The sequence below is a fragment of the Pasteurellaceae bacterium RH1A genome (genome assembly GCA_012221805.1).
Lineage (GTDB): Bacteria > Pseudomonadota > Gammaproteobacteria > Enterobacterales > Pasteurellaceae > RH1A.
In genome coordinates, this window is sequence record CP015195.1 from 1,560,403 (window position 1) to 1,577,874 (window position 17,472).

The 17,472-nt window shown below is 45.7% G+C and carries 17 protein-coding genes and 2 pseudogenes; 8 read left to right on the forward strand and 11 right to left on the reverse strand.

Annotated elements, in window-relative coordinates; genetic code table 11:
* Positions 1 to 34 precede the first annotated feature (34 nt).
* The 4 genes from A4G20_07300 to A4G20_07315 form a co-directional block, all read right to left on the reverse strand.
* On the reverse strand, positions 35 to 1,120 hold the full coding sequence (locus tag A4G20_07300; protein ID QIW16149.1) for a lytic transglycosylase: 1,086 nt from the start codon (positions 1,118 to 1,120) through the stop codon (positions 35 to 37).
* Between the two features lie 104 nt (positions 1,121 to 1,224).
* The gene (locus A4G20_07305; GenBank protein ID QIW16150.1) at positions 1,225 to 2,130 is read right to left on the reverse strand and encodes a ribosomal protein S6 modification protein; all 906 of its coding nucleotides are present in this window, start codon (positions 2,128 to 2,130) and stop codon (positions 1,225 to 1,227) included.
* Entirely contained in the window at positions 2,127 to 2,849 is a 723-nt protein-coding gene (locus A4G20_07310; GenBank protein ID QIW16151.1) for a nitroreductase A, read from the reverse strand. Before A4G20_07310 ends, A4G20_07305 begins: the two co-directional genes overlap by 4 nt.
* 85 nt (positions 2,850 to 2,934) lie before the next feature.
* Positions 2,935 to 3,954, reverse strand: a complete 1,020-nt coding sequence (locus A4G20_07315) for a fructose-1,6-bisphosphatase, class II (protein ID QIW16152.1) — start codon at positions 3,952 to 3,954, stop codon at positions 2,935 to 2,937.
* A 172-nt stretch (positions 3,955 to 4,126) separates the two neighbouring features.
* On the opposite strand from A4G20_07315, the gene A4G20_07320 reads away from it, so the two are divergent.
* The 4 genes and pseudogenes from A4G20_07320 to A4G20_07335 all read left to right on the forward strand — a co-directional run bounded on the left by A4G20_07320 (position 4,127) and on the right by A4G20_07335 (position 6,347).
* Complete coding sequence (locus A4G20_07320) at positions 4,127 to 4,375, forward strand: bifunctional antitoxin/transcriptional repressor RelB (protein ID QIW16153.1); 249 nt, start codon at positions 4,127 to 4,129, stop codon at positions 4,373 to 4,375.
* A gap of 337 nt (positions 4,376 to 4,712) precedes the next feature.
* Positions 4,713 to 4,931, forward strand: a complete 219-nt coding sequence (locus tag A4G20_07325; protein ID QIW16154.1) for a cell division protein ZapB — start codon at positions 4,713 to 4,715, stop codon at positions 4,929 to 4,931.
* Positions 4,932 to 4,984: 53 nt separating this feature from the next.
* Positions 4,985 to 5,569, forward strand: coding sequence for a thymidine kinase (locus A4G20_07330; protein ID QIW16155.1), 585 nt, complete (start codon positions 4,985 to 4,987; stop codon positions 5,567 to 5,569).
* Positions 5,566 to 6,347: pseudogene (locus A4G20_07335) on the forward strand (tRNA pseudouridine(38,39,40) synthase TruA). The gene A4G20_07330 and the pseudogene A4G20_07335 overlap by 4 nt, the downstream one beginning before the upstream one ends.
* A gap of 108 nt (positions 6,348 to 6,455) precedes the next feature.
* Here A4G20_07335 and A4G20_07340 read toward each other — a convergent pair.
* Positions 6,456 to 6,788: a hypothetical protein gene (locus tag A4G20_07340; protein QIW16156.1), complete on the reverse strand. Its 333-nt coding sequence runs from the start codon at positions 6,786 to 6,788 to the stop codon at positions 6,456 to 6,458.
* A gap of 157 nt (positions 6,789 to 6,945) precedes the next feature.
* Here A4G20_07340 and A4G20_07345 point away from each other — a divergent pair.
* Positions 6,946 to 7,741, forward strand: a pseudogene (locus A4G20_07345) (transposase).
* A gap of 334 nt (positions 7,742 to 8,075) precedes the next feature.
* On the opposite strand, the gene A4G20_07350 reads toward A4G20_07345, so the two are convergent.
* The 4 genes from A4G20_07350 to gpmA form a co-directional block, all read right to left on the reverse strand.
* Positions 8,076 to 8,408 (reverse strand): hypothetical protein, encoded by a 333-nt coding sequence (locus A4G20_07350; protein QIW16157.1) that lies wholly within the window; start codon positions 8,406 to 8,408, stop codon positions 8,076 to 8,078.
* Positions 8,409 to 8,439: 31 nt separating this feature from the next.
* Positions 8,440 to 10,101 (reverse strand): cysteine/glutathione ABC transporter ATP-binding protein/permease CydC, encoded by a 1,662-nt coding sequence (locus A4G20_07355; protein QIW16158.1) that lies wholly within the window; start codon positions 10,099 to 10,101, stop codon positions 8,440 to 8,442.
* A 99-nt stretch (positions 10,102 to 10,200) separates the two neighbouring features.
* On the reverse strand, positions 10,201 to 11,391 hold the full coding sequence (locus A4G20_07360; protein QIW16159.1) for a sugar transporter: 1,191 nt from the start codon (positions 11,389 to 11,391) through the stop codon (positions 10,201 to 10,203).
* A gap of 189 nt (positions 11,392 to 11,580) precedes the next feature.
* Positions 11,581 to 12,264 (reverse strand): phosphoglyceromutase, encoded by a 684-nt coding sequence (gene gpmA / locus A4G20_07365; protein ID QIW16160.1) that lies wholly within the window; start codon positions 12,262 to 12,264, stop codon positions 11,581 to 11,583.
* A 148-nt stretch (positions 12,265 to 12,412) separates the two neighbouring features.
* Between gpmA and A4G20_07370 the strand changes: the two genes are divergently transcribed.
* The 3 genes from A4G20_07370 (at position 12,413) to A4G20_07380 (ending at position 15,521) form a co-directional block, all read left to right on the forward strand.
* Positions 12,413 to 13,621 (forward strand): hypothetical protein, encoded by a 1,209-nt coding sequence (locus tag A4G20_07370; GenBank protein QIW16161.1) that lies wholly within the window; start codon positions 12,413 to 12,415, stop codon positions 13,619 to 13,621.
* Position 13,622: 1 nt separating this feature from the next.
* Positions 13,623 to 14,468 carry a hypothetical protein gene (locus tag A4G20_07375; protein ID QIW16162.1) on the forward strand — a complete coding sequence of 282 codons (846 nt, stop codon included), beginning with the start codon at positions 13,623 to 13,625 and terminating at the stop codon, positions 14,466 to 14,468.
* Between the two features lie 441 nt (positions 14,469 to 14,909).
* On the forward strand, positions 14,910 to 15,521 hold the full coding sequence (locus A4G20_07380) for a transposase (protein ID QIW16163.1): 612 nt from the start codon (positions 14,910 to 14,912) through the stop codon (positions 15,519 to 15,521).
* Positions 15,522 to 15,808: 287 nt separating this feature from the next.
* Here the strand turns inward: A4G20_07380 and A4G20_07385 are convergent, their stop codons facing one another.
* Together A4G20_07385 and A4G20_07390 are read right to left on the reverse strand one after the other, a co-directional pair.
* Positions 15,809 to 16,336, reverse strand: coding sequence for a hypothetical protein (locus A4G20_07385; protein QIW16164.1), 528 nt, complete (start codon positions 16,334 to 16,336; stop codon positions 15,809 to 15,811).
* Positions 16,337 to 16,433: 97 nt separating this feature from the next.
* Positions 16,434 to 17,423, reverse strand: a complete 990-nt coding sequence (locus tag A4G20_07390; GenBank protein ID QIW16165.1) for a hypothetical protein — start codon at positions 17,421 to 17,423, stop codon at positions 16,434 to 16,436.
* Positions 17,424 to 17,472 lie beyond the last annotated feature (49 nt).

Consider the following 17,472-nt stretch of genomic DNA (forward strand, 5'->3'; position numbering starts at 1 on the left):
TATGAGCAAGGCTTTTTATATTGCCTGCTAGGCCTTACAAACCCACACCCGCCTGAATACGGTCTGCAAACTTACCAATACTAATAGCAAAATTGTTGGAGCGGTTCCAGTCAATTAAAGTACGGTAATTATTGGACACCAAAAAGGCTCGGCCTGCTTCCTTATCTGGGCGAACTAGCCAGAGCTTGGTGCCGTTTAGGGCTGCCAACTTGGTCATTTCTTGACTGGTTGGATAAGCCACATAGAGGCCCAAGGCCTGCCACTGGGCCAGGCTCTTGGCCTTGTTGTCTTCAATGCCTGACAGGCTCAAGTCCATCGGTTGGGCCAGTTTAACCTCCACGCCCCAAGGGCGGGTTTTATCCCAGCCCACAGTGGAGAGGTAATTGGCAATGGAGGCAAACACATCGTAATGCTCCTTCCAAATATCCTTTCTGCCATCACGGTTCCCATCTTGGGCATATTTGAGATAGGAGGTCGGCATAAACTGAGTTTGGCCCATGGCACCCGCCCAAGAGCCCTTCATTTCCTGCCGGGTCAGGGTTTTATTATCTAGCATCTTCAGGGCATTAACAAACTCACCAGCAAAAAGCTTTTCTCGACGGCCGTCAAAGGCTAGGGTGGCCAGCACAGACAGAACATCAAAATTGCCTTGATAGCGGCCGAAGCTGCTCTCCATGCCCCACAGGGCCATCAAATATTCCCGAGGCACGCCATATTTTTGGCTGGCCTTGGTTAGTTGCGGCTGATATTGCCACCAGAGTTCCACCGCCTTATTGACCTTGGCCTGGGTTAAGACCTTGTTAAGATAATTAGTTACCCCATTAGGATTAGGTGGAAGCGGAGGCAGGCTAGGATCACGCCGTCTGCCAGCCTGTTCACGGTCTAACTGCACCGCCCGATAAATATAGTTAATTTGGCCCTGCTGATTAAGGGTAGAGGCTGATACCCCCTGGCCCGCAGCCTTGCTTTTGAGAAAGTTTACATAGTCGTTAAAATGCTGGAGATCCCGACTTTTCGGATAGGTAGCCGACATATCAAGCGCATCAAAACGGCCATTATCACTGGAGCAGGCGGTTAATAAGAGGCTGCCAAACAGGGCAGCGAAAATGTTTTTTTTCATTTCGTTCTCGTTGGGTTAAAAAGATAGCGCCAGCCTCTAGGCTGGTGCTGGATAATACTTAAGGGCTGAGGGAGGCAATACTCCCTAAGCACAAGCGGTTCGCTTTAGTCAATTTTTTGCAAGAGATGTTCAATCATAAGCCCAGCAATATCCACTTTGCTAACCTGCTCTATCATCTCAAGGCCAGGGCTGGCATTGACCTCCAGCACCATGGGCCCATGATGGGAACGAATTAAATCTACCCCCGCCACATCCAAGCCGATTGCCTGGGCTGCTCTTAAGGCGATATTTTCCTCTTCCCTACTCAAAATCAAGGCCTCTGCCGTGCCGCCCTGGTGGATATTGGCCCGAAAGTCGCCTGCCTGTCCAATTCGCTTCATGGCCGCCACCACTTTACCGCCCACCACGAAGGCCCGAATATCCTCTCCTTGAGCCTCCTCAACAAAGGCTTGGACTAAGCAATCTACCTGGGCCTGTTTCAGGGTGTCTAATATACTGGCCGTACTTGATGGACGTTCACTTAAAATAACTCCAACCCCCTGGGAGCCTGATAAGGTCTTGATCACACAAGCTTCTCCCAATCCCTCAAGCCCTTGGGCAGGGTTAAAGAGGTCGCCCATCAAGGCACTTGACGGCACGGGCAAACCAGCTACCACCAAGGCTTGCAGGCTCTGCCATTTGTCCCGAGCCAAACCAAAGGCTTGAGCGCCATTCAAGGCAGGAATGCCCTGCCCTTCCAAATGACGCAGCACATTCAGGCCCATTTGGGTACTGGCCGTGCCAAAGCGGGGCAAGACCCCAGTATAGCCCTGCAAGCGGTAGGGTTGGGGGCGATTTTTGCAAAACGCCTCGCCCTCTTGGTAGTAAAGGGCTAGCTGACCTTCTTGAAGAAGCAACTGGCAGCGGTTAGGATCCAGAATATCCATATCCCAACCACGTTCAGCCGCCGCAGCCTTTAAACGTTGGCAACTATAAAGGCGAGGTTCTCGGCAAAGGGTTAGCAGTTTCATTTTTTGAGCAAGCCTTGCTTGTGGAAGAAGGGCAAAATATGGGGGCGAACCGGCTGGTTCAAAGCCTTTTCCAGGCCCGCTTGCCAGACTAATGCTGTGCCTGTTCGCTCTAGGTAATATTGGCTCAGGGTTTGGTTGTAGCTATCCAAAACCTGCTCGTCCAAGTTTTCAGGATAGGCATTTTCATAGCAAAAAAGAGCCTGAGGCAAGCGAGGTTTAAGGGCAGGATCGTGAGCGGGATAGCCCAAGCACAAGCCCACCAGCGGCACACAATATTGGGGCAGTTTGAGCAGATCTGCCACCTGCTCAATTTGGTTACGCAGGGCGCCAATATAGACCCCACCCAGACCAAGAGATTCTGCCGCCAGCAGGACATTTTGGGCAAAAATCCCCGTATCCACCGCCCCAATCAGGCTAACCTCAGCCCAATCTAGTTGGGCATTTGGGCAGATCTGCTTGTGCTTTTGAAAATCTATGCAGAAGACCCAAAATTCGGCACACTCGGCCACATATTTCATCCCCGAAGCAGAGGCCAATTCTGCCCGCAGGGCTGCATCTGTTACTCGAATAACCGATACGCATTGCAGATTATTGGAAGTGGACGCCCGACTACCCGCCTCTAAGAGGGTTTGCATGATATTTGGTGCAATGGGTTTGTTTGTAAACTTACGGATGGAACGGTGGGCAAGAATGGTGTCTAGGGTTGGTTTGCTTTGCATGATTTTCCTCTTGGAATAAGGTGCCAATACTGCACCTTTTCGCTTCAATAAATGATTTAAAATATCTGATGGCAGGTTCTAGCCCCTACAGATCCAACAAATCCGCCAAATCCGTATCCTTGCGATCTAAATAATGGAAGGACTGCAAGCGGCGAATGGTACGGCTCTTACCCCGAATAAGTAGGGTTTCTGTGGTGGCCGTGTTATCTTTGCGGTGGATGCCCTTGAGCAAGTCGCCATTGGTAATGCCTGTAGCACAGAAAACCAGATTATCATCTCGCACCAGCTCTTCTAGTTTCAAGACCTGATTGACCGCCACCTGCATGGTCTGACAGCGAGCCAGTTCTTTTTCAGCCAGGGCCAAGTTCTCTGGGGAGTTGCCCTTAACCTGATTACGAGGAAGCAAGCGGGCCTGCATATCCCCGCCCAAGGCCCGCACCGCAGCGGCAGCTACCACGCCCTCAGGCGCACCACCAATGCCGTAGAGCAAATCCAACTCTCCATCTGGCAGGCAGCATTGAACGGCTGCCGCCACATCGCCATCAGGAATGGCCATGACCCGCACACCCAAACGCTGAATATCGGCAATCACCTTTTCATGGCGGGGCTTGGCCAGGATTGCCACAGTCAGTTGAGACAGGAGCTTGCCCTTTTTAGAGGCCACTCGGCGCAGGTTTTGTTCCAAAGGCAGGCTTAAATCAATCATGCCCTTGGCCTCAGGCCCCACCACCAGTTTTTCCATATACATATCGGGGGCTTGCAAGAAGGTATTTTTCCCGCCTGCAGCCAAGACTGACAGGGCATTGGCCTGGCCCATGGCGGTCATACGGGTGCCATCAATGGGATCAACCGCAATGGTCACCTCCTCGTCTTCAGGGGCTGAACGGCCGATTTTCTCGCCGATATAGAGCATAGGTGCCTCATCAATCTCCCCTTCGCCAATCACGACTTCACCACGAATTTCCATCTGATTAAGCAAGAGCCGCATGGCCTTGACCGCTGCGGCATCTGCTGCATCTTTATCGCCCCGCCCCAACCAACTATAAGCCGCCAAGGCTGCTGCTTCAGTGACACGGGAAAACTCAAAAGAAAGTGTACGTTTCATTTTTTACCTCACATTAAATTTTTTCTATTTTATCAGGCTGGCAAACGGTTGCGTTAATGATTTTTTTGAATTTGCAGATTTTTGTAGAAAAATGACCGCTTGTTCTTCATTGAATATCGCTTGCAGCTGTTTTACGTTTGTTTTACACTAGAGAAAAACTTTAGGAGATAATATGGCAAACTTAAATATCCGTGTTGATGATAGAATTAAACAAGAAGCTTTTTTAGCCTTTGATAACCTGGGTCTTAGTCCGTCTGACGCTATTCGTAGCTTTTTAGCTTACGTTGCTGATACGGGAAAAATGCCTGTAAAGCAGGTCATTATGACGGATGAAGAAGCAGAGCTTTATATCTTGGTTAAAAAACGTTTGAGTGAACCACATAAAATCAAAGATACCACCCTTGATGATTTATTCTCATAGCCCTTACACGGATTTAGGGTCTATTGATGTTTCCAGCATAAAATCAATCTATTTATTGCCTAGCACGGCAGAGCCGTACTAGGTTACGCATAATTCAGCCCCTTTGGGGCTGTGTACTGAAGAGCAGCAAAGCTGCTCAACCATGCTTAACCCAGTACGGCTCTGCCGTGCTGGGGATAAAAGATTAGATAACTTTTCTTTTTTATATATTTAAAACATCAACAGCCCCTAATCCCAGGCCAAATTTTTTGTCAAAAATGCCAAACTTTTCGATGAAAAGCCTGTCTGACTTAGGTATAATCAACCCACTTCATACAATTTTTTAGAGGAACTCCTTATGTCAGTTGAAATTTTAGACCAACTCGAGAACAAAATTAAACAAGCTGTTGAAACCATCCAATTACTTCAACTCGAAATCGAAGAATTAAAGGGCAAAAACGATGACGCCAACCGCTCAAATGAGGCCCTTCGCCAAGAAAATGATCAGCTCAAGGCCGAGCACCACAACTGGCAAGAGCGTTTACGTTCACTTTTAGGTCAAATCGACAACGTTTAATCTTTTTTGACGATAAACGGCTAATCACAAGTTAGCCGTTTTTCTTTTAGGCTATGGCAAAACTTTACTTTTACTACTCATCCATGAACGCAGGCAAGTCCACTACCCTGCTGCAATCATCTTATAACTACCAAGAACGGGGCATGAACACCTTAGTTTACACTGCGGCTATTGACGATCGCTATGGCGTAGGCAAGGTAGCCTCTCGCATTGGGATTTCGCAAGAAGCCCTGCTTTTTAGGGCAGATACCGACTTGTTTGCCGATATTTCCCAGCATTTAAGCCAGCAAACCCTGCACTGTATCTTGATTGATGAAGCCCAGTTTTTAACCAAGCAACAGGTCTCTCAATTAAGCGAAGTGGTGGATAGGCTCAATATTCCTGTGCTTTGTTATGGTTTACGCACTGACTTTCAGGCAGAACTCTTTGAAGGCAGCCGCTATCTCTTATCCTGGGCCGATCAGCTAGAAGAACTCAAAACCATCTGCTATTGCGGCCGCAAGGCAAACTTTGTTATTCGCATGAATGAAGAAGGCCAGGCCATTGCCGATGGCGATCAGATCCAAATTGGCGGCAACGACACCTATCTTTCAGTCTGCCGCCGTCACTACAAGGAAAAATTGGGTAAATTGCTATGAAAATCGCCCTAGGCATTGAATACGATGGCAGCCAGTACTTTGGCTGGCAGCGGCAGGAAGCCGTTTCAAGCGTACAACAAAAACTGGAAGAGGCGCTTTCTATTGTGGCCAACTCTCCTGTTGAAGTCTTTTGTGCCGGCCGCACCGATGCAGGTGTACACGGCACAGGCCAGGTAGTGCATTTTGAAACAGCGGCCATCCGCCCCCTGCAAAGCTGGTGTTTTGGCACCAATGCGCATTTGCCTGCGGATATTGCCGTCAAATGGGCGGCTGAAGTGCCTGAAGATTTCCACGCCCGCTTTAGTGCGACAGCCCGCCGTTATCGTTACATTATCTATAACAACAATCTACGTTCGGCCATCCTACCCGAGGGGTTTCCCACTACCATATTCCGCTTGACCATGAAAAAATGCACCAAGCAGGGCAAGACTTATTGGGCGAAAATGATTTCACCTCCTTCCGTGCTGCCAAGTGCCAGTCCCACAGCCCTTGGCGCAATGTTCACCACCTTAATGTCACCCGCCAAGGCAACTATATTATTGTCGATATTCAGGCCAATGCCTTTGTTCATCACATGGTACGCAATATTGTCGGCACCTTGATTGAAATTGGTGCCGGCAGACAGCCCATTGAATGGGCCAAGTGGCTGCTGGAACAAAAAGATCGCACATTGGCTGCGCCTACTGCCAAGGCGGAAGGTTTGTATTTGGTGGAAGTGCATTATCCAGAAACCTTTGGTATTCCTAAAATGGAGCTTGGGCCGTTATTTCTTTTATAACTTCTTACCGACAGCAACTTCATCATAATCGATACGAATATTCAAGGGCATTGCCCCCTGTAAATTTGGTATATAGGACAATTTTTCTGGTAAATTTATTTGAAAATATTACAAATTATCACTTTTCAAGGAGCTGTTTTGTGCTTTGCAGGCCGCTTCTACAAGAGCAAAAAAATCGTTAAAGTCATTAAAAAGTACATAAATAAGTACTGGATCATTTTCTTCATCAGAAGAAGATATTGGTACTTTTCGTTCTTTATTTGAACTATACTCGTGAAGAAAGGTTCTATTCCAATAATAAACTTTGCCTAACTTGTCTAATAAAAAGAAATTCCCTCCTGAATCTTCTGCGATAATAATGCAATCAAGGTTATTCTTAATTTCTTCTGGCATAGTAGACAAAATAGTTGCTAAAAAGTGGCTTAAAGCCTTATAGTACAAGGCTTTAAGCCCCCTTTTTGAAAAATGAACAAAAAACTGCCCTTTCTGCCAAAGCACGAATATCAAGAAACATGGCAAACAAAATAATATTCAGCGTTATTATTGTAATCAATGTAATAAAACCTTTACCCATCATAAGAAATTAGATCCAATAAAGATCTGGGATGATTACACTTCAGGAAAACAAACCTATCAACAGCTTGCCAATAAGTATCATTGTTCGGTTAGAACAATCCAAAGATATATTGATAAAGCCCCTAAAACATTATTACATCCACCTCAAAGCACATCGCTTAATATAATTATGGACACTACCTTTTTTAAGCGTAATTTCGGCGTATTAGTGTTAATGGATTCTCATACAAAGAAAGTGGTATTTCACTGTTTTGTAAGAACAGAAAAAGACGTTTACTATAAGCTGGCACTTAATAGATTGAGAGAAAAAAGCTATATAATACAATCCATTACTTGTGATGGTAGGCGAGGCCTGATGAAGGACTTGTTCAATGCACCTGTACAGATGTGTCAATTCCATATGGTTGCAATAGTGATGAGAAAACTCAGGAAGAAGCATCAATCACAAGCGGGAAAAGAATTAAAAATTATTGCAAAAACACTGGTAGAGAGTTCAAAAAATGAATTTTACAAACGCCTTCATTATTGGCATTTAAAACATGAAGAGTATTTAAAAGAAAGAAGTGATAAGCCAAATGAAAAGGGATATTTACCTTATAAGCATCGTAGTGTTAGAGGGGCTTATGCAAGCCTTAAATGGTATATGAAATATTTATTTTACTTTTGAAGAACGGTCAGATTTAAATATAGAAAGGACAACAAATAGGCTTGAAGGGCTATTTAAACATATGAAGCGACAGTTAAATAATCATAATGGATTAAGCAAAAAACATAAAGCCATGTTTATAAAGGATTTTTTGAATAAAAATAGCTGCTAACATTTTAGAAAATAAACATTAGCAACTATTTTGTCCACTTGGCATAGTTTTTGACGAATCAGCAACTATTTTGTCTACTATGCCTTTCTTCTAAATATTCTGCATTGTAGTCAAGCAAAGAGGGGATATCAAAGATGGTAGAGATATCAATAAGATTATCATCAAGAAAATCTACTGTAAACTCAGCGTAGCTTTGCTTTCTTCTCTAACCGCTAAGCCACCATACGTTAATAAAAATTGCTTATAACCGAGAGAGAACAAAATTCAAATCTTGCTCTAACTGAAGAATACTCGCTTACGTGTTTGAAGGATAAGTATAAAACATCTGTTGCCTCTATAAAAAATCATCAAATTCTCTATAAAAATTTATTCCTTTTATAAGGCTATCAATATCCTTATCACTTTTTTCATAAATATGAGCCAAATCCCCCACCGTCATCCAAGTGCGTAAATGTAAGTTTTTAACCCTTAGTGGCATTTCAAGATCTTCATCATCTAAATAGATCTCATATTCCTCTAAGCTATCTATATAATCATCGCTAATATAATAAAAAGCACAGTTTTTGGGATCTGTATTCCATACATCTATGTTGGCATAAAGCCATTCTGATGAAGAAAGCGAATTTAATTCACTCAAAAGCTGAGATAAAGAAGCGTATTCTTGCATAACAATCCTCATTTAAATAAACATATAAGGGCTACACCAATTCGCCCTTATCCACCCTTAAAACCTGATCAAAGGCGTCCAGCCCATTTAAGCGGTGGGTAATCATCAAGAGGGTTTTACCTTGGCTGTGGGCTAAGATGAGCTTGAGGATCTGCTGTTCCGTTTCTCTATCCAAGCCCTCTGTGGGTTCGTCTAAAAGCAAGATCTCTGCTGAACTCAAGAGCAGGCGGGCCAGGCCCAGGCGGCGTTGTTCCCCGCCTGAAAGCGGTCTGCCACCCTCGCCCAGCCATAAATCTAGGCCAGTTTCTTGGTTGAGGTAACCCAGCCCCACCTTTTCTAACATTGCAACCAATTCTTGATCGGAGGCCTGAGGCTTGCCCATCTTGAGATTATCCCGCAGGCTGCTGCTGAAAATATGTACCCGCTGGCTGAGGGTGGCCGTATGTTGGCGCAAGGTGGCTTCAGGGTAATCGCTAATTTTGCAAGAATTGAGCCAAATTTGGCCGCTTGTTGGGTCGTAATTGCGGGTTAAGAGCTGGAAAATGGTCGATTTACCGCTGCCCGTCTTGCCCAAAATAGCTACTTTTTGACCTGCTGTGATCTGAAAGTTCATTTTATGTAAGACCTGCTCGCCCTGGGGATAGGCAAAATCAACATTCTCAAAAACCACAAGCGCTTGATTTTCCTTGATTTCTTGCCAATCTGCCCTGCCCTCAAATTTGACTAATGGCTCTTGTTCGGTAATTTCACTCAAGCGTTCTGCCGCTGTAATCACCTGGCCTAAATGCAAGAAGGCAATCCCAATGGGCATAAGGATCTCAAGTGAGGCCAAGACACAAAAGACCACCAGGGCAATCAGGGCTTCAGGGTTGTCCGCACTTGGCACATTGATGGAAGTGGCCGCCAACCAAATGGTTAGGCAGACCAAAATACCATTGGCCAAAATCAGCAAGGCATTGGACAGGCCAGATAGCTGGCTTTCCTTGCTTTGAGCAGCTAACCATTCTTGTTCAGTTTGGCGAAGTTTATCACTGGCCTTTTCTTGTAGGCCAAAGAGCAAAAATTCGGCATTAAGCTGGATCCACTCAATAAATTGGCTGCGGTAGGCTGCTCGAGCCTGCACCACGGTCTTGCCCGATTTCTGGCCTAGGCGGTAGAAAAGGGTCGGAAAAATGGCCAGCAGGAGCAAGAGGCTGCCGCAAATCACCAAGGCAAGCTGTGCGGAAATAAAGCTCAAGCCCAGGCCCATAAAGGCAATGACGGCAAAGGCGCTTATAAAGGGCGACATAAGGTTGAGATAGAGAGTGTCGAGGGTATCGACATCGGCCACCAATCGGTTAAGCAATTCGCTATTGCGGTAGCGGTTTAGGCCTGCGGGGCTAAGTGGAATGAGCTTGCGGAAGACAGCCACCCGCAAATTGGCCAGGACTCGGAAGGTGGCATCGTGGGTGACCAAGCGTTCAAAATAACGGGACACCGTCCGCCCAATGGCCAGGCCCCGCACGCCTGATGAAGGGTAGAAAAAGTTAAAGAGTAAACTCGACCCCACCAAGGCAGAAGCCGCCAAGAACCAACCCGACAGACTAAGCAAGCCGATACTGGCCGCCAGACTGGTGATGGCTAAAATAATGCCTAGGCTCAAACGCCCTAGGTGGTTTTGATATAAGCGTAAAAAAGGCAAGAGAGAACGCATTGTTTTTCCTTTCCATTTTATGATAGCGCCAGCGTCTTCGCTGGTGCTAAGGTTTTAAGCGATAAGGCACAAGCATGGGCGCTTGCGCCATCAAGAAATTTATCTTGAGTTAATCAATACAGGCGGCCTCACCCACACCTTCAGCCCCACAAAAATCATCAGAGCCAAGCAGGCCAAGCCCCCGCCCACCAGGCCAATTTGGGGCAGGCCCAAATGCTGCATAACCTGGTTACCAATCAGCGCCCCGCCGCCAATGCCGATATTAAAGATACCTGAAAAAATAGCGGTGGCTACATCGGTGGCATCAGGGGCCAACTGTAGCACACGGATTTGCAGGGACAAATAAATGCAAGACAAACACATTCCCCACACAAAAACCAGGGCAAAAATGGCCGCCATGTATTGGCTAAAAGGCAAAAGCGCTAACTGGCATAAGGCCAGGCCTGCCAGGGCGCTGATAAGCAGGCCATTAGGGAATTTTGGGCTGAGTTTGCTAAAGAGCACACTAGCCACCACGCCAGACAGGCCAAAAACCAAGAGCAAGAAGGTTGCAGTACTGGCTGCCATTTGGCTGACCTGCAAGACAAAAGGCTCAATATAGCTATAGGCCGTAAAATGGGCCGACACAATCACCATTGTCACCCCATAAAGGCCCAGCAGCATAGGCCGTTTGGCCAAGACTGGCAGGCTGGCCAGCGATCCTGCATTTTTGCTAGGCAAATGAGGCAGGAGCTTGATCATCAAGATCATAACCACAAAAGCAATCAGCCCAATTAAGCCAAAGGTGGCCCGCCAACCGAGCTCCTGGCCAATAATCCGCCCCAGCGGCAGGCCCAGCACCATGGCCAAGGCACTGCCCAAGGATAGCAGGGCAATGGCCTGTTGTTTCTTATCTTTAGGCGCCACCCGCACCACCAAGGAGACCGTAATGGCCCAAAAAAGCGAGTGAGTTAGGGCCACACCAATTCGAGCCAGCAGTAGCACCCAGAAATTCCAGGCAAAAACGGTTAAAATATGGCTGGCGATAAAAATGGCAAAGAGCTTAATCAAGAGGCTCTTGCGTTCTAATTTGGCGGTGGCCAGCATAAAGGGCAACGAGGCCAGGGATACCACCCAGGCATAAACCGTAATCATCAGGCCCGTGTGGGAGACGGCCATATCAAAGCTCTGGGCGATGTCTGACAAGAGCGCCACAGGGATAAATTCTGTTGTATTAAAAATAAAGGCGGACAGGGCGAAAATCAGCACCCGTAAAAAGGCAACCGTCCGCTGGGTTTGTCGAAGCGACATAGGGGTTCCAAGTAAATAAACCTAGGGTAACAAGTTACCCTAGGTTAAATATAATTCCGCCCCTTTGGGGCAGCGAATGAAATAAGAACAAGGCTTCACTGATGACGCTAGCCTCCAGGCTGGTGCCTTATATATCAATGAATTATCAGCACCAGCCTGGAGGCTGGCGCTATCTTATGTTAGGTTTGCTTATAAATAAAACTTCTCAATAAAGTTTAATTTATCGTCTAATTTTAAGACTAATGGCTGGCCTGTTGGGATTTCAAAATCCATGATTTCTTCATCAGAAATACCGATGATGTGTTTGGCCAAGGCACGAAGTGAGTTACCGTGGGCGGTGACTAAAACACGTTTGCCTGAAAGCAGGGCTGGGGCAATTTGATCTTCCCAGAATGGCAACACACGCTCAAGGGTGATTTTGAGATTTTCTGCGTTTGGCACCACATCTTTTGGCAGGTTGGCATAACGACGGTCGTTATGGGCAGAATTTGGATCGGCTGGATCTAAATCTGGAGGGGATACATCATAAGAACGACGCCAAATGTGGACTTGCTCATCGCCGTATTTTTCAGCAGTTTCTTTCTTGTCTAAGCCCTGTAAAGCACCGTAGTGACGCTCGTTTAAACGCCAGTTTTTGACTTGTGGGATCCAAAGTTGGTTGGACTCTTCAAGCACGATGTTACAGGTTTTAATGGCACGGGTTAAAACAGAGGTGAAAGCGATGTCGAACTCATAGCCCGCTTCTAATAATTTCTTACCCGCAGACTTGGCTTCTTCCACGCCACGCTCGGTTAAATTCACATCACGCCAGCCTGTAAATAGGTTTTTGGCATTCCACTCACTGAAACCGTGACGAATAAAGACTAGTTCCATAAAAGACTCCTCATTGGATGGTTGAAAATAAAACTGCCCCAATTCTATACCAAAATCAGGGCGGTTTTGAATATATTTTTGATAAAAGCTGATCTTTCGCAAACAAAATAATACAATAAGGCCAGTTTCAAGATTTTGGAAAACACAGATGAAAAAAATTGCCCTCTATTCTCTTATCTTAGGCCTTGTGGCCGCAGCCCCCAGCCTGCAAGCCAACGACCTAAACAAGATTCAAGAACAGATTAAAGCCCAGCAGAGCAAGATTGCCGAGCAGCGTAAAAAGCGTGATGCCCTGCAATCCACCTTAAAGAGCCAAGAAACGGAGATGAATAAGGTTATCAACCGTTTGAAGGAAACCGAACTTTCCCTTAGCGAGATCCGCAAGACCATCGCCACCACCGAAAAGGAAATCAAGGCCCTTGAAAAGCAGGAAAAGGAGCAGAAAGAGCGGCTCAAGGAACAGCTAGACTCGGCCTACCGCTCGGGCATCCACCCTTCCATTTTGGAGCGGCTCTTGTCTGACGATGCCAAGGAGGCCGACCGCATGGGGGCTTATTATGAGCATATCAACCAGATTCGGGTGGAAACCATCCAAGCCCTACGCCGCACCCAGGCCCAGCTTAAGGAGCAGCGTGATGCCCTCAAGGCCCAACAAGCCGGCAAACAAACCCAGCTCAATGCCCAGAAAAAACAGGAAAAGGATCTGAAAAAGGTGCAGGCCGAGCGTGAAACCACCATTCGTTCCATCGACAAAACCCTAGAACGTGATGCCGACCGCCTTGATGCCCTGAAAAGCAACGAGGCCGCCCTACGCAACCGCCTGGCCCAGGCCGAAAAAGAGGCCAAGCAAGAGGCCGAACGCCAAGAAAAACAAGCCCTGGCCAACCTAGAAAAGAAAAAGAACAACGAGGAAAAACGAGCAGCGACCGAGAAGGAAAAACAAGAAGTTAAGCAACAGGTTCGGGCACAAACCAGCAGCGGCACGGGCTTGGGCAAAGCAGCTAAACAATATCCAATGCCTGTGAGCGGCAAAATCGTCACCCAGTTTGGTGGCTACTGGCACGGGATTGTGATTCAAGCCCCAAGCGGCACGCCTGTGCGAGCCATTGCAGACGGGCGGGTTATTAACACCGAGTGGATCAATGGCTATGGCCCGCTGGTGGTTATTTCCCATGGGAACGACTATTTGACCTCTTATGGCTATAACCAGGCGGTTCACGTCCGCAAGGGCGACAGGGTGAAGGCAGGGCAAGTTATTGCCTCTGTGGGCAACTCAGGCGGCCAACGCCAGTCGGGGCTTTATTTCGATATTCGTCATAAGGGCGTGGCTCAAAATCCTGCTAGGTGGTTGAAATAAGATGTACAAGCGGTTATTTTTAGCGATTTTTTTGCAAATTTTTGCCCTTTTAAGCCCGCTTGCCTGGGCGGGCAAACTGGCCATTGTGATTGATGATATTGGCTATCGGGCCAAGGAAGATGCGGCTATTTATGCCCTGCCCAAAGAGGTATCGGTGGCCATTATTCCTGTTGCCCCTTCTGCCACAGCTCGAGCCAAAGAGGCCTATGCACAGGGCCGAGATGTTATCATCCACCTGCCCATGCAGCCCCTCAAAGATCAGCCCATTGAAGCAGGCGCGCTTAAGGTAGGCATGAGCCAGGAGCAGGTCAGTAACCTTATTCAGGCAGCCCAAAAGCTGGTTCCCCATGCCATTGGCCTAAACAACCACATGGGCAGCCGAGCCACCGCAGATCAAGCCCTGATGAACCATTTAATGGCCAGCCTCAAGGCAGAAAACCTGGCCTTTTTAGACAGCAAGACCAACGGCAAAAGTGTAGCCTACCAAACCGCTAAAAACCTGGGGCTAAAGGCCTTGGAGCGGCATATCTTCCTAGACGACATCGACACCCTTGTCAACACCCAGGCCCAGTTTCAGGCTGCCGTTAATTACGCCCGAAAACACGGCACGGCCATTATGATCGGCCATCCCCGCAAGCACAGCATCAGCGCCCTGCAAGCCGGCATCAAGAACCTGCCTAAAGAAGTGGAACTGGTCTCCCTCAGCCAGCTTTGGGATGCCCAAAGCCCAAGCCAGGTTGAGCCTAAGAAACCCTTTATTATGCGTTTCGACCTAGCACCCGCCCCAACTTCACAAGCGCCCTTTGATAATGCAACGCCCTTGTTAAGGGGCGTGCCGAGGGAGTAGCTACCGCTTTGATGGCGCCAGCGTCCTCGCCACAAGTGTTTCAAAACAGGCATATAGGACAAAATAGTTGGTAAAAAGTGGCTTAAAGCCTTATAGTACAAGGCTTTAAGCCCTCTTTTTGAAATATGCACAAAAAACTGTCCTTTCTGCCAACATTCCCCGATCCAGAAGTATGGCAAACAAAATAATGTACAGCGTTACAAATGTCTTAGCTGTAATAAAACATTTACCTTTAAGAATAAATTAGATCCTGAAAAAATTTGGCTTGATTATTCATCTGGAAAACAAACACAAGTACAGTTAGCAGAAAAATATTCTTGCTCTTCTCGAACTATTCGAAGATATTTAGAGAAGCACCCTAAATCCTCCTTAAATAAACCTCAAAATACATACTTGAACTTAATTATTGATACAACATTCTTTCACCGAGATTTTGGTGTAATGGTGTTTATTGATAGCTCTACAAAAAAGGTGGTTTATCACCAAATAGTCAAAACAGAAAAAGATATCTATTACAAGAAGGCCATGAACCGTTTAAGGGAAAGAAATTATATTATTCAATCAGTTACCTGTGATGGGCGTAGAGGCCTCTTAAAAGATTTGTTCAATACACCAACACAGATGTGTCAGTTTCATCTTGTAGCAATCGTAATGAGGGCATTGAGAAAAAAACATCAATCACATGCAGGAAGAGAATTAAAAAGTATTATTAAGACGCTTAAAACCAGCTCTAAAAATGAATTTTATTTAAAAATATATGAATGGAAGAGAAAACACCAGGAGTTTTTAAGTGAACGGTCAGATAAACCAAATGAAAAAGGGAAATACCCTTATAAACATCGAAGTGTAAGAAGTGCTGCTGCGAGTATTAAGCGTTATTATGAATATATTTTTACTTATGAGAAATATCCTGAATTAAATATTGAAAAGACAACAAATAGGATTGAAGGTTTATTTAAGGAACTAAAAGACAAATTACGTCCGCACAGCGGTTTAACAAGAAAGCATAAGATCTTGTTTATACAGGACTTTTTGAACAAAAAGAGTTGGTAAGGATCTGTTAAAATAATCTTTACCAACTTTTTTGTCCTATAGAGGCATAAAGTGCAAAAAGACCAACTATTTTGTCCTATATGCCTCAAAACATTAGAACACAATTAAACGTGAATGGTAGGGACGCATTGCATGCGTCCGTCTCTATTTCAAAGCCTCATAAAAATCAATCAGTTATTTTTATATCGCAACGGACGCATGCAATGCGTCCCTACAAAAGGTTATTTAAGATCAAGGATAAAAAGTTTTGAAAACTTGTAGCCTATAGGCTAGCGCTATCTGGAGCCTTACTTCCACATTTTTTCTATAATTTCCTCTTCGGAAAGTTGATACCATTTGCCGTTTTTATCTTGTTCTCTGTAAAAATAATTGGGTTTATACGTTTTTTTAAAGTTTATTTCTAGAAATTGGTGAAAATATTGATGTTGATAAAACATAAACGGTTTAAATTCCTCTTGAAAGTCACTTTCGCTTTCAAAATCCTGGGTGCAAATAATATGCACAAGGGCGAGTAAATCTGCTTTAGTCAAATCGGTATGTTTTTTAGGAGCAGGTAATGCCACATCAAAAGCCAACACTTCAATACCGTTATCTTCCCACCATTCCCAGAGCCATACATCGGATAAATCCTTGCCTGTGAACTGGCTAAGTTCCTGTTCCATTTTTTTATATTCAGTGTTAAAAACTTCCTCAGGCGTCTCTTCGCTTTGAGCATCCCAAAATACCTCATATTCTTTTAACCGCCTTAAAACAAGTGGATACAAGCGCTCGGCTGTTTCCCAATCAGGCTGAATTGCTTTGCGTAACGTGTTCATTTTATTTTCCTTATTTAAGATTAAACATACCAAGCCCCAAAGACACAAGCGGTCAATTTTGCAAAAAAATCTGCAAAATCAACCGCTTGTGCTTTATTTAATCATCTTCAGAAAAATCCAGATTGTCGTCTTCTTCCTCAAAAACCTCTAGGCTGACACGTAGAAGCTTATTGGTAAAGTTGCTAAATAACACTCTGAGGCTAAAGTCTTCAAAATCCCACACTGCATAGCCATCATTCACTTCGGAATCAAATATCCTTGGTTCTTGTGCGATTTTCTCCTCTAATACCCTTGGGCTATCATTAAAATCTAGCCCCAAGGGCAGCGCTCCTTGCCAGCCGATGGAATCCATTTCTCGATTGGCATAAAGGGTTACTCCCTGTAAGAACAGTTCATCATCTAAACTCATGACCGCTAAAGTTACACCATAAGTTTTTAAAAGATCGATTTGGTTATAGTCGTATTCGATAGCTTCTTCTAACATCTCCTGCGTGAAATGCCCTTGCCAAAGGGCCATAAAATCGCTCTTGATAGGCTTATCCAAATATTGTGCCAAGACTTCCCACGAAGGCAGGGTCTGCTTTAAAGGAGGCGGCAGGAGGTGGATAACAACCCGCTCGGCCAGTTGGCTGGCTTGATTGTAATTCACGGTGATCAGATAACCATCAAACTCCCAAACATCCGAATGTTCAGACTGGCGGAGCTGGCCTGTTGCGGCCTGCATTTTTTTCAATACAGCCGCCCTATCGTCCTGCCAAGTGATGTCGTAAGGTAAGGCACCTTCATAGGCCTCAATATCATCAAAATGGCAATAAAAATAGAGCTGGGACAAGATTGCCCCGTCTGAAAACCAGGCACAATCAGGCTTACCATCAAAATAGGCCTTATCGGTAAAACCCAGCTCCAGGCCCTTGTCGGCCACTAGCACCCAGGCATAGACATCTGGATTGTCGTCTTCGTCCTCAGGTTCAAAGCTCGGAAAATCTTGGCTGCCCAGGCTATCTCGCAGCAGGGATTTAAAACTAGGGCTATCGGTTGATGTGCCTAAGTGTTTAAATAAGAGAGGGTAAAGATCTTGTTGAGCCATGCTTTTCTCCTTAATCGTGCTTGGTTATGTTGATGCTATTTTCAATTTA

What these genes read in the sequence shown, in the direction of transcription:
- A4G20_07300 (QIW16149.1), bottom strand. Translation starts at nt 1,120, where the DNA reads ATGAAAAAAAACATTTTCGCTGCCCTGTTTGGCAGCCTCTTATTAACC.
- A4G20_07305 (QIW16150.1), bottom strand. Translation starts at nt 2,130, where the DNA reads ATGAAACTGCTAACCCTTTGCCGAGAACCTCGCCTTTATAGTTGCCAA.
- A4G20_07310 (QIW16151.1), bottom strand. Translation starts at nt 2,849, where the DNA reads ATGCAAAGCAAACCAACCCTAGACACCATTCTTGCCCACCGTTCCATC.
- A4G20_07315 (QIW16152.1), bottom strand. Translation starts at nt 3,954, where the DNA reads ATGAAACGTACACTTTCTTTTGAGTTTTCCCGTGTCACTGAAGCAGCA.
- A4G20_07320 (QIW16153.1), top strand. Translation starts at nt 4,127, where the DNA reads ATGGCAAACTTAAATATCCGTGTTGATGATAGAATTAAACAAGAAGCT.
- A4G20_07325 (QIW16154.1), top strand. Translation starts at nt 4,713, where the DNA reads ATGTCAGTTGAAATTTTAGACCAACTCGAGAACAAAATTAAACAAGCT.
- A4G20_07330 (QIW16155.1), top strand. Translation starts at nt 4,985, where the DNA reads ATGGCAAAACTTTACTTTTACTACTCATCCATGAACGCAGGCAAGTCC.
- A4G20_07350 (QIW16157.1), bottom strand. Translation starts at nt 8,408, where the DNA reads ATGCAAGAATACGCTTCTTTATCTCAGCTTTTGAGTGAATTAAATTCG.
- A4G20_07355 (QIW16158.1), bottom strand. Translation starts at nt 10,101, where the DNA reads ATGCGTTCTCTCTTGCCTTTTTTACGCTTATATCAAAACCACCTAGGG.
- A4G20_07360 (QIW16159.1), bottom strand. Translation starts at nt 11,391, where the DNA reads ATGTCGCTTCGACAAACCCAGCGGACGGTTGCCTTTTTACGGGTGCTG.
- gpmA (QIW16160.1), bottom strand. Translation starts at nt 12,264, where the DNA reads ATGGAACTAGTCTTTATTCGTCACGGTTTCAGTGAGTGGAATGCCAAA.
- A4G20_07370 (QIW16161.1), top strand. Translation starts at nt 12,413, where the DNA reads ATGAAAAAAATTGCCCTCTATTCTCTTATCTTAGGCCTTGTGGCCGCA.
- A4G20_07375 (QIW16162.1), top strand. Translation starts at nt 13,623, where the DNA reads ATGTACAAGCGGTTATTTTTAGCGATTTTTTTGCAAATTTTTGCCCTT.
- A4G20_07380 (QIW16163.1), top strand. Translation starts at nt 14,910, where the DNA reads ATGGTGTTTATTGATAGCTCTACAAAAAAGGTGGTTTATCACCAAATA.
- A4G20_07385 (QIW16164.1), bottom strand. Translation starts at nt 16,336, where the DNA reads ATGAACACGTTACGCAAAGCAATTCAGCCTGATTGGGAAACAGCCGAG.
- A4G20_07390 (QIW16165.1), bottom strand. Translation starts at nt 17,423, where the DNA reads ATGGCTCAACAAGATCTTTACCCTCTCTTATTTAAACACTTAGGCACA.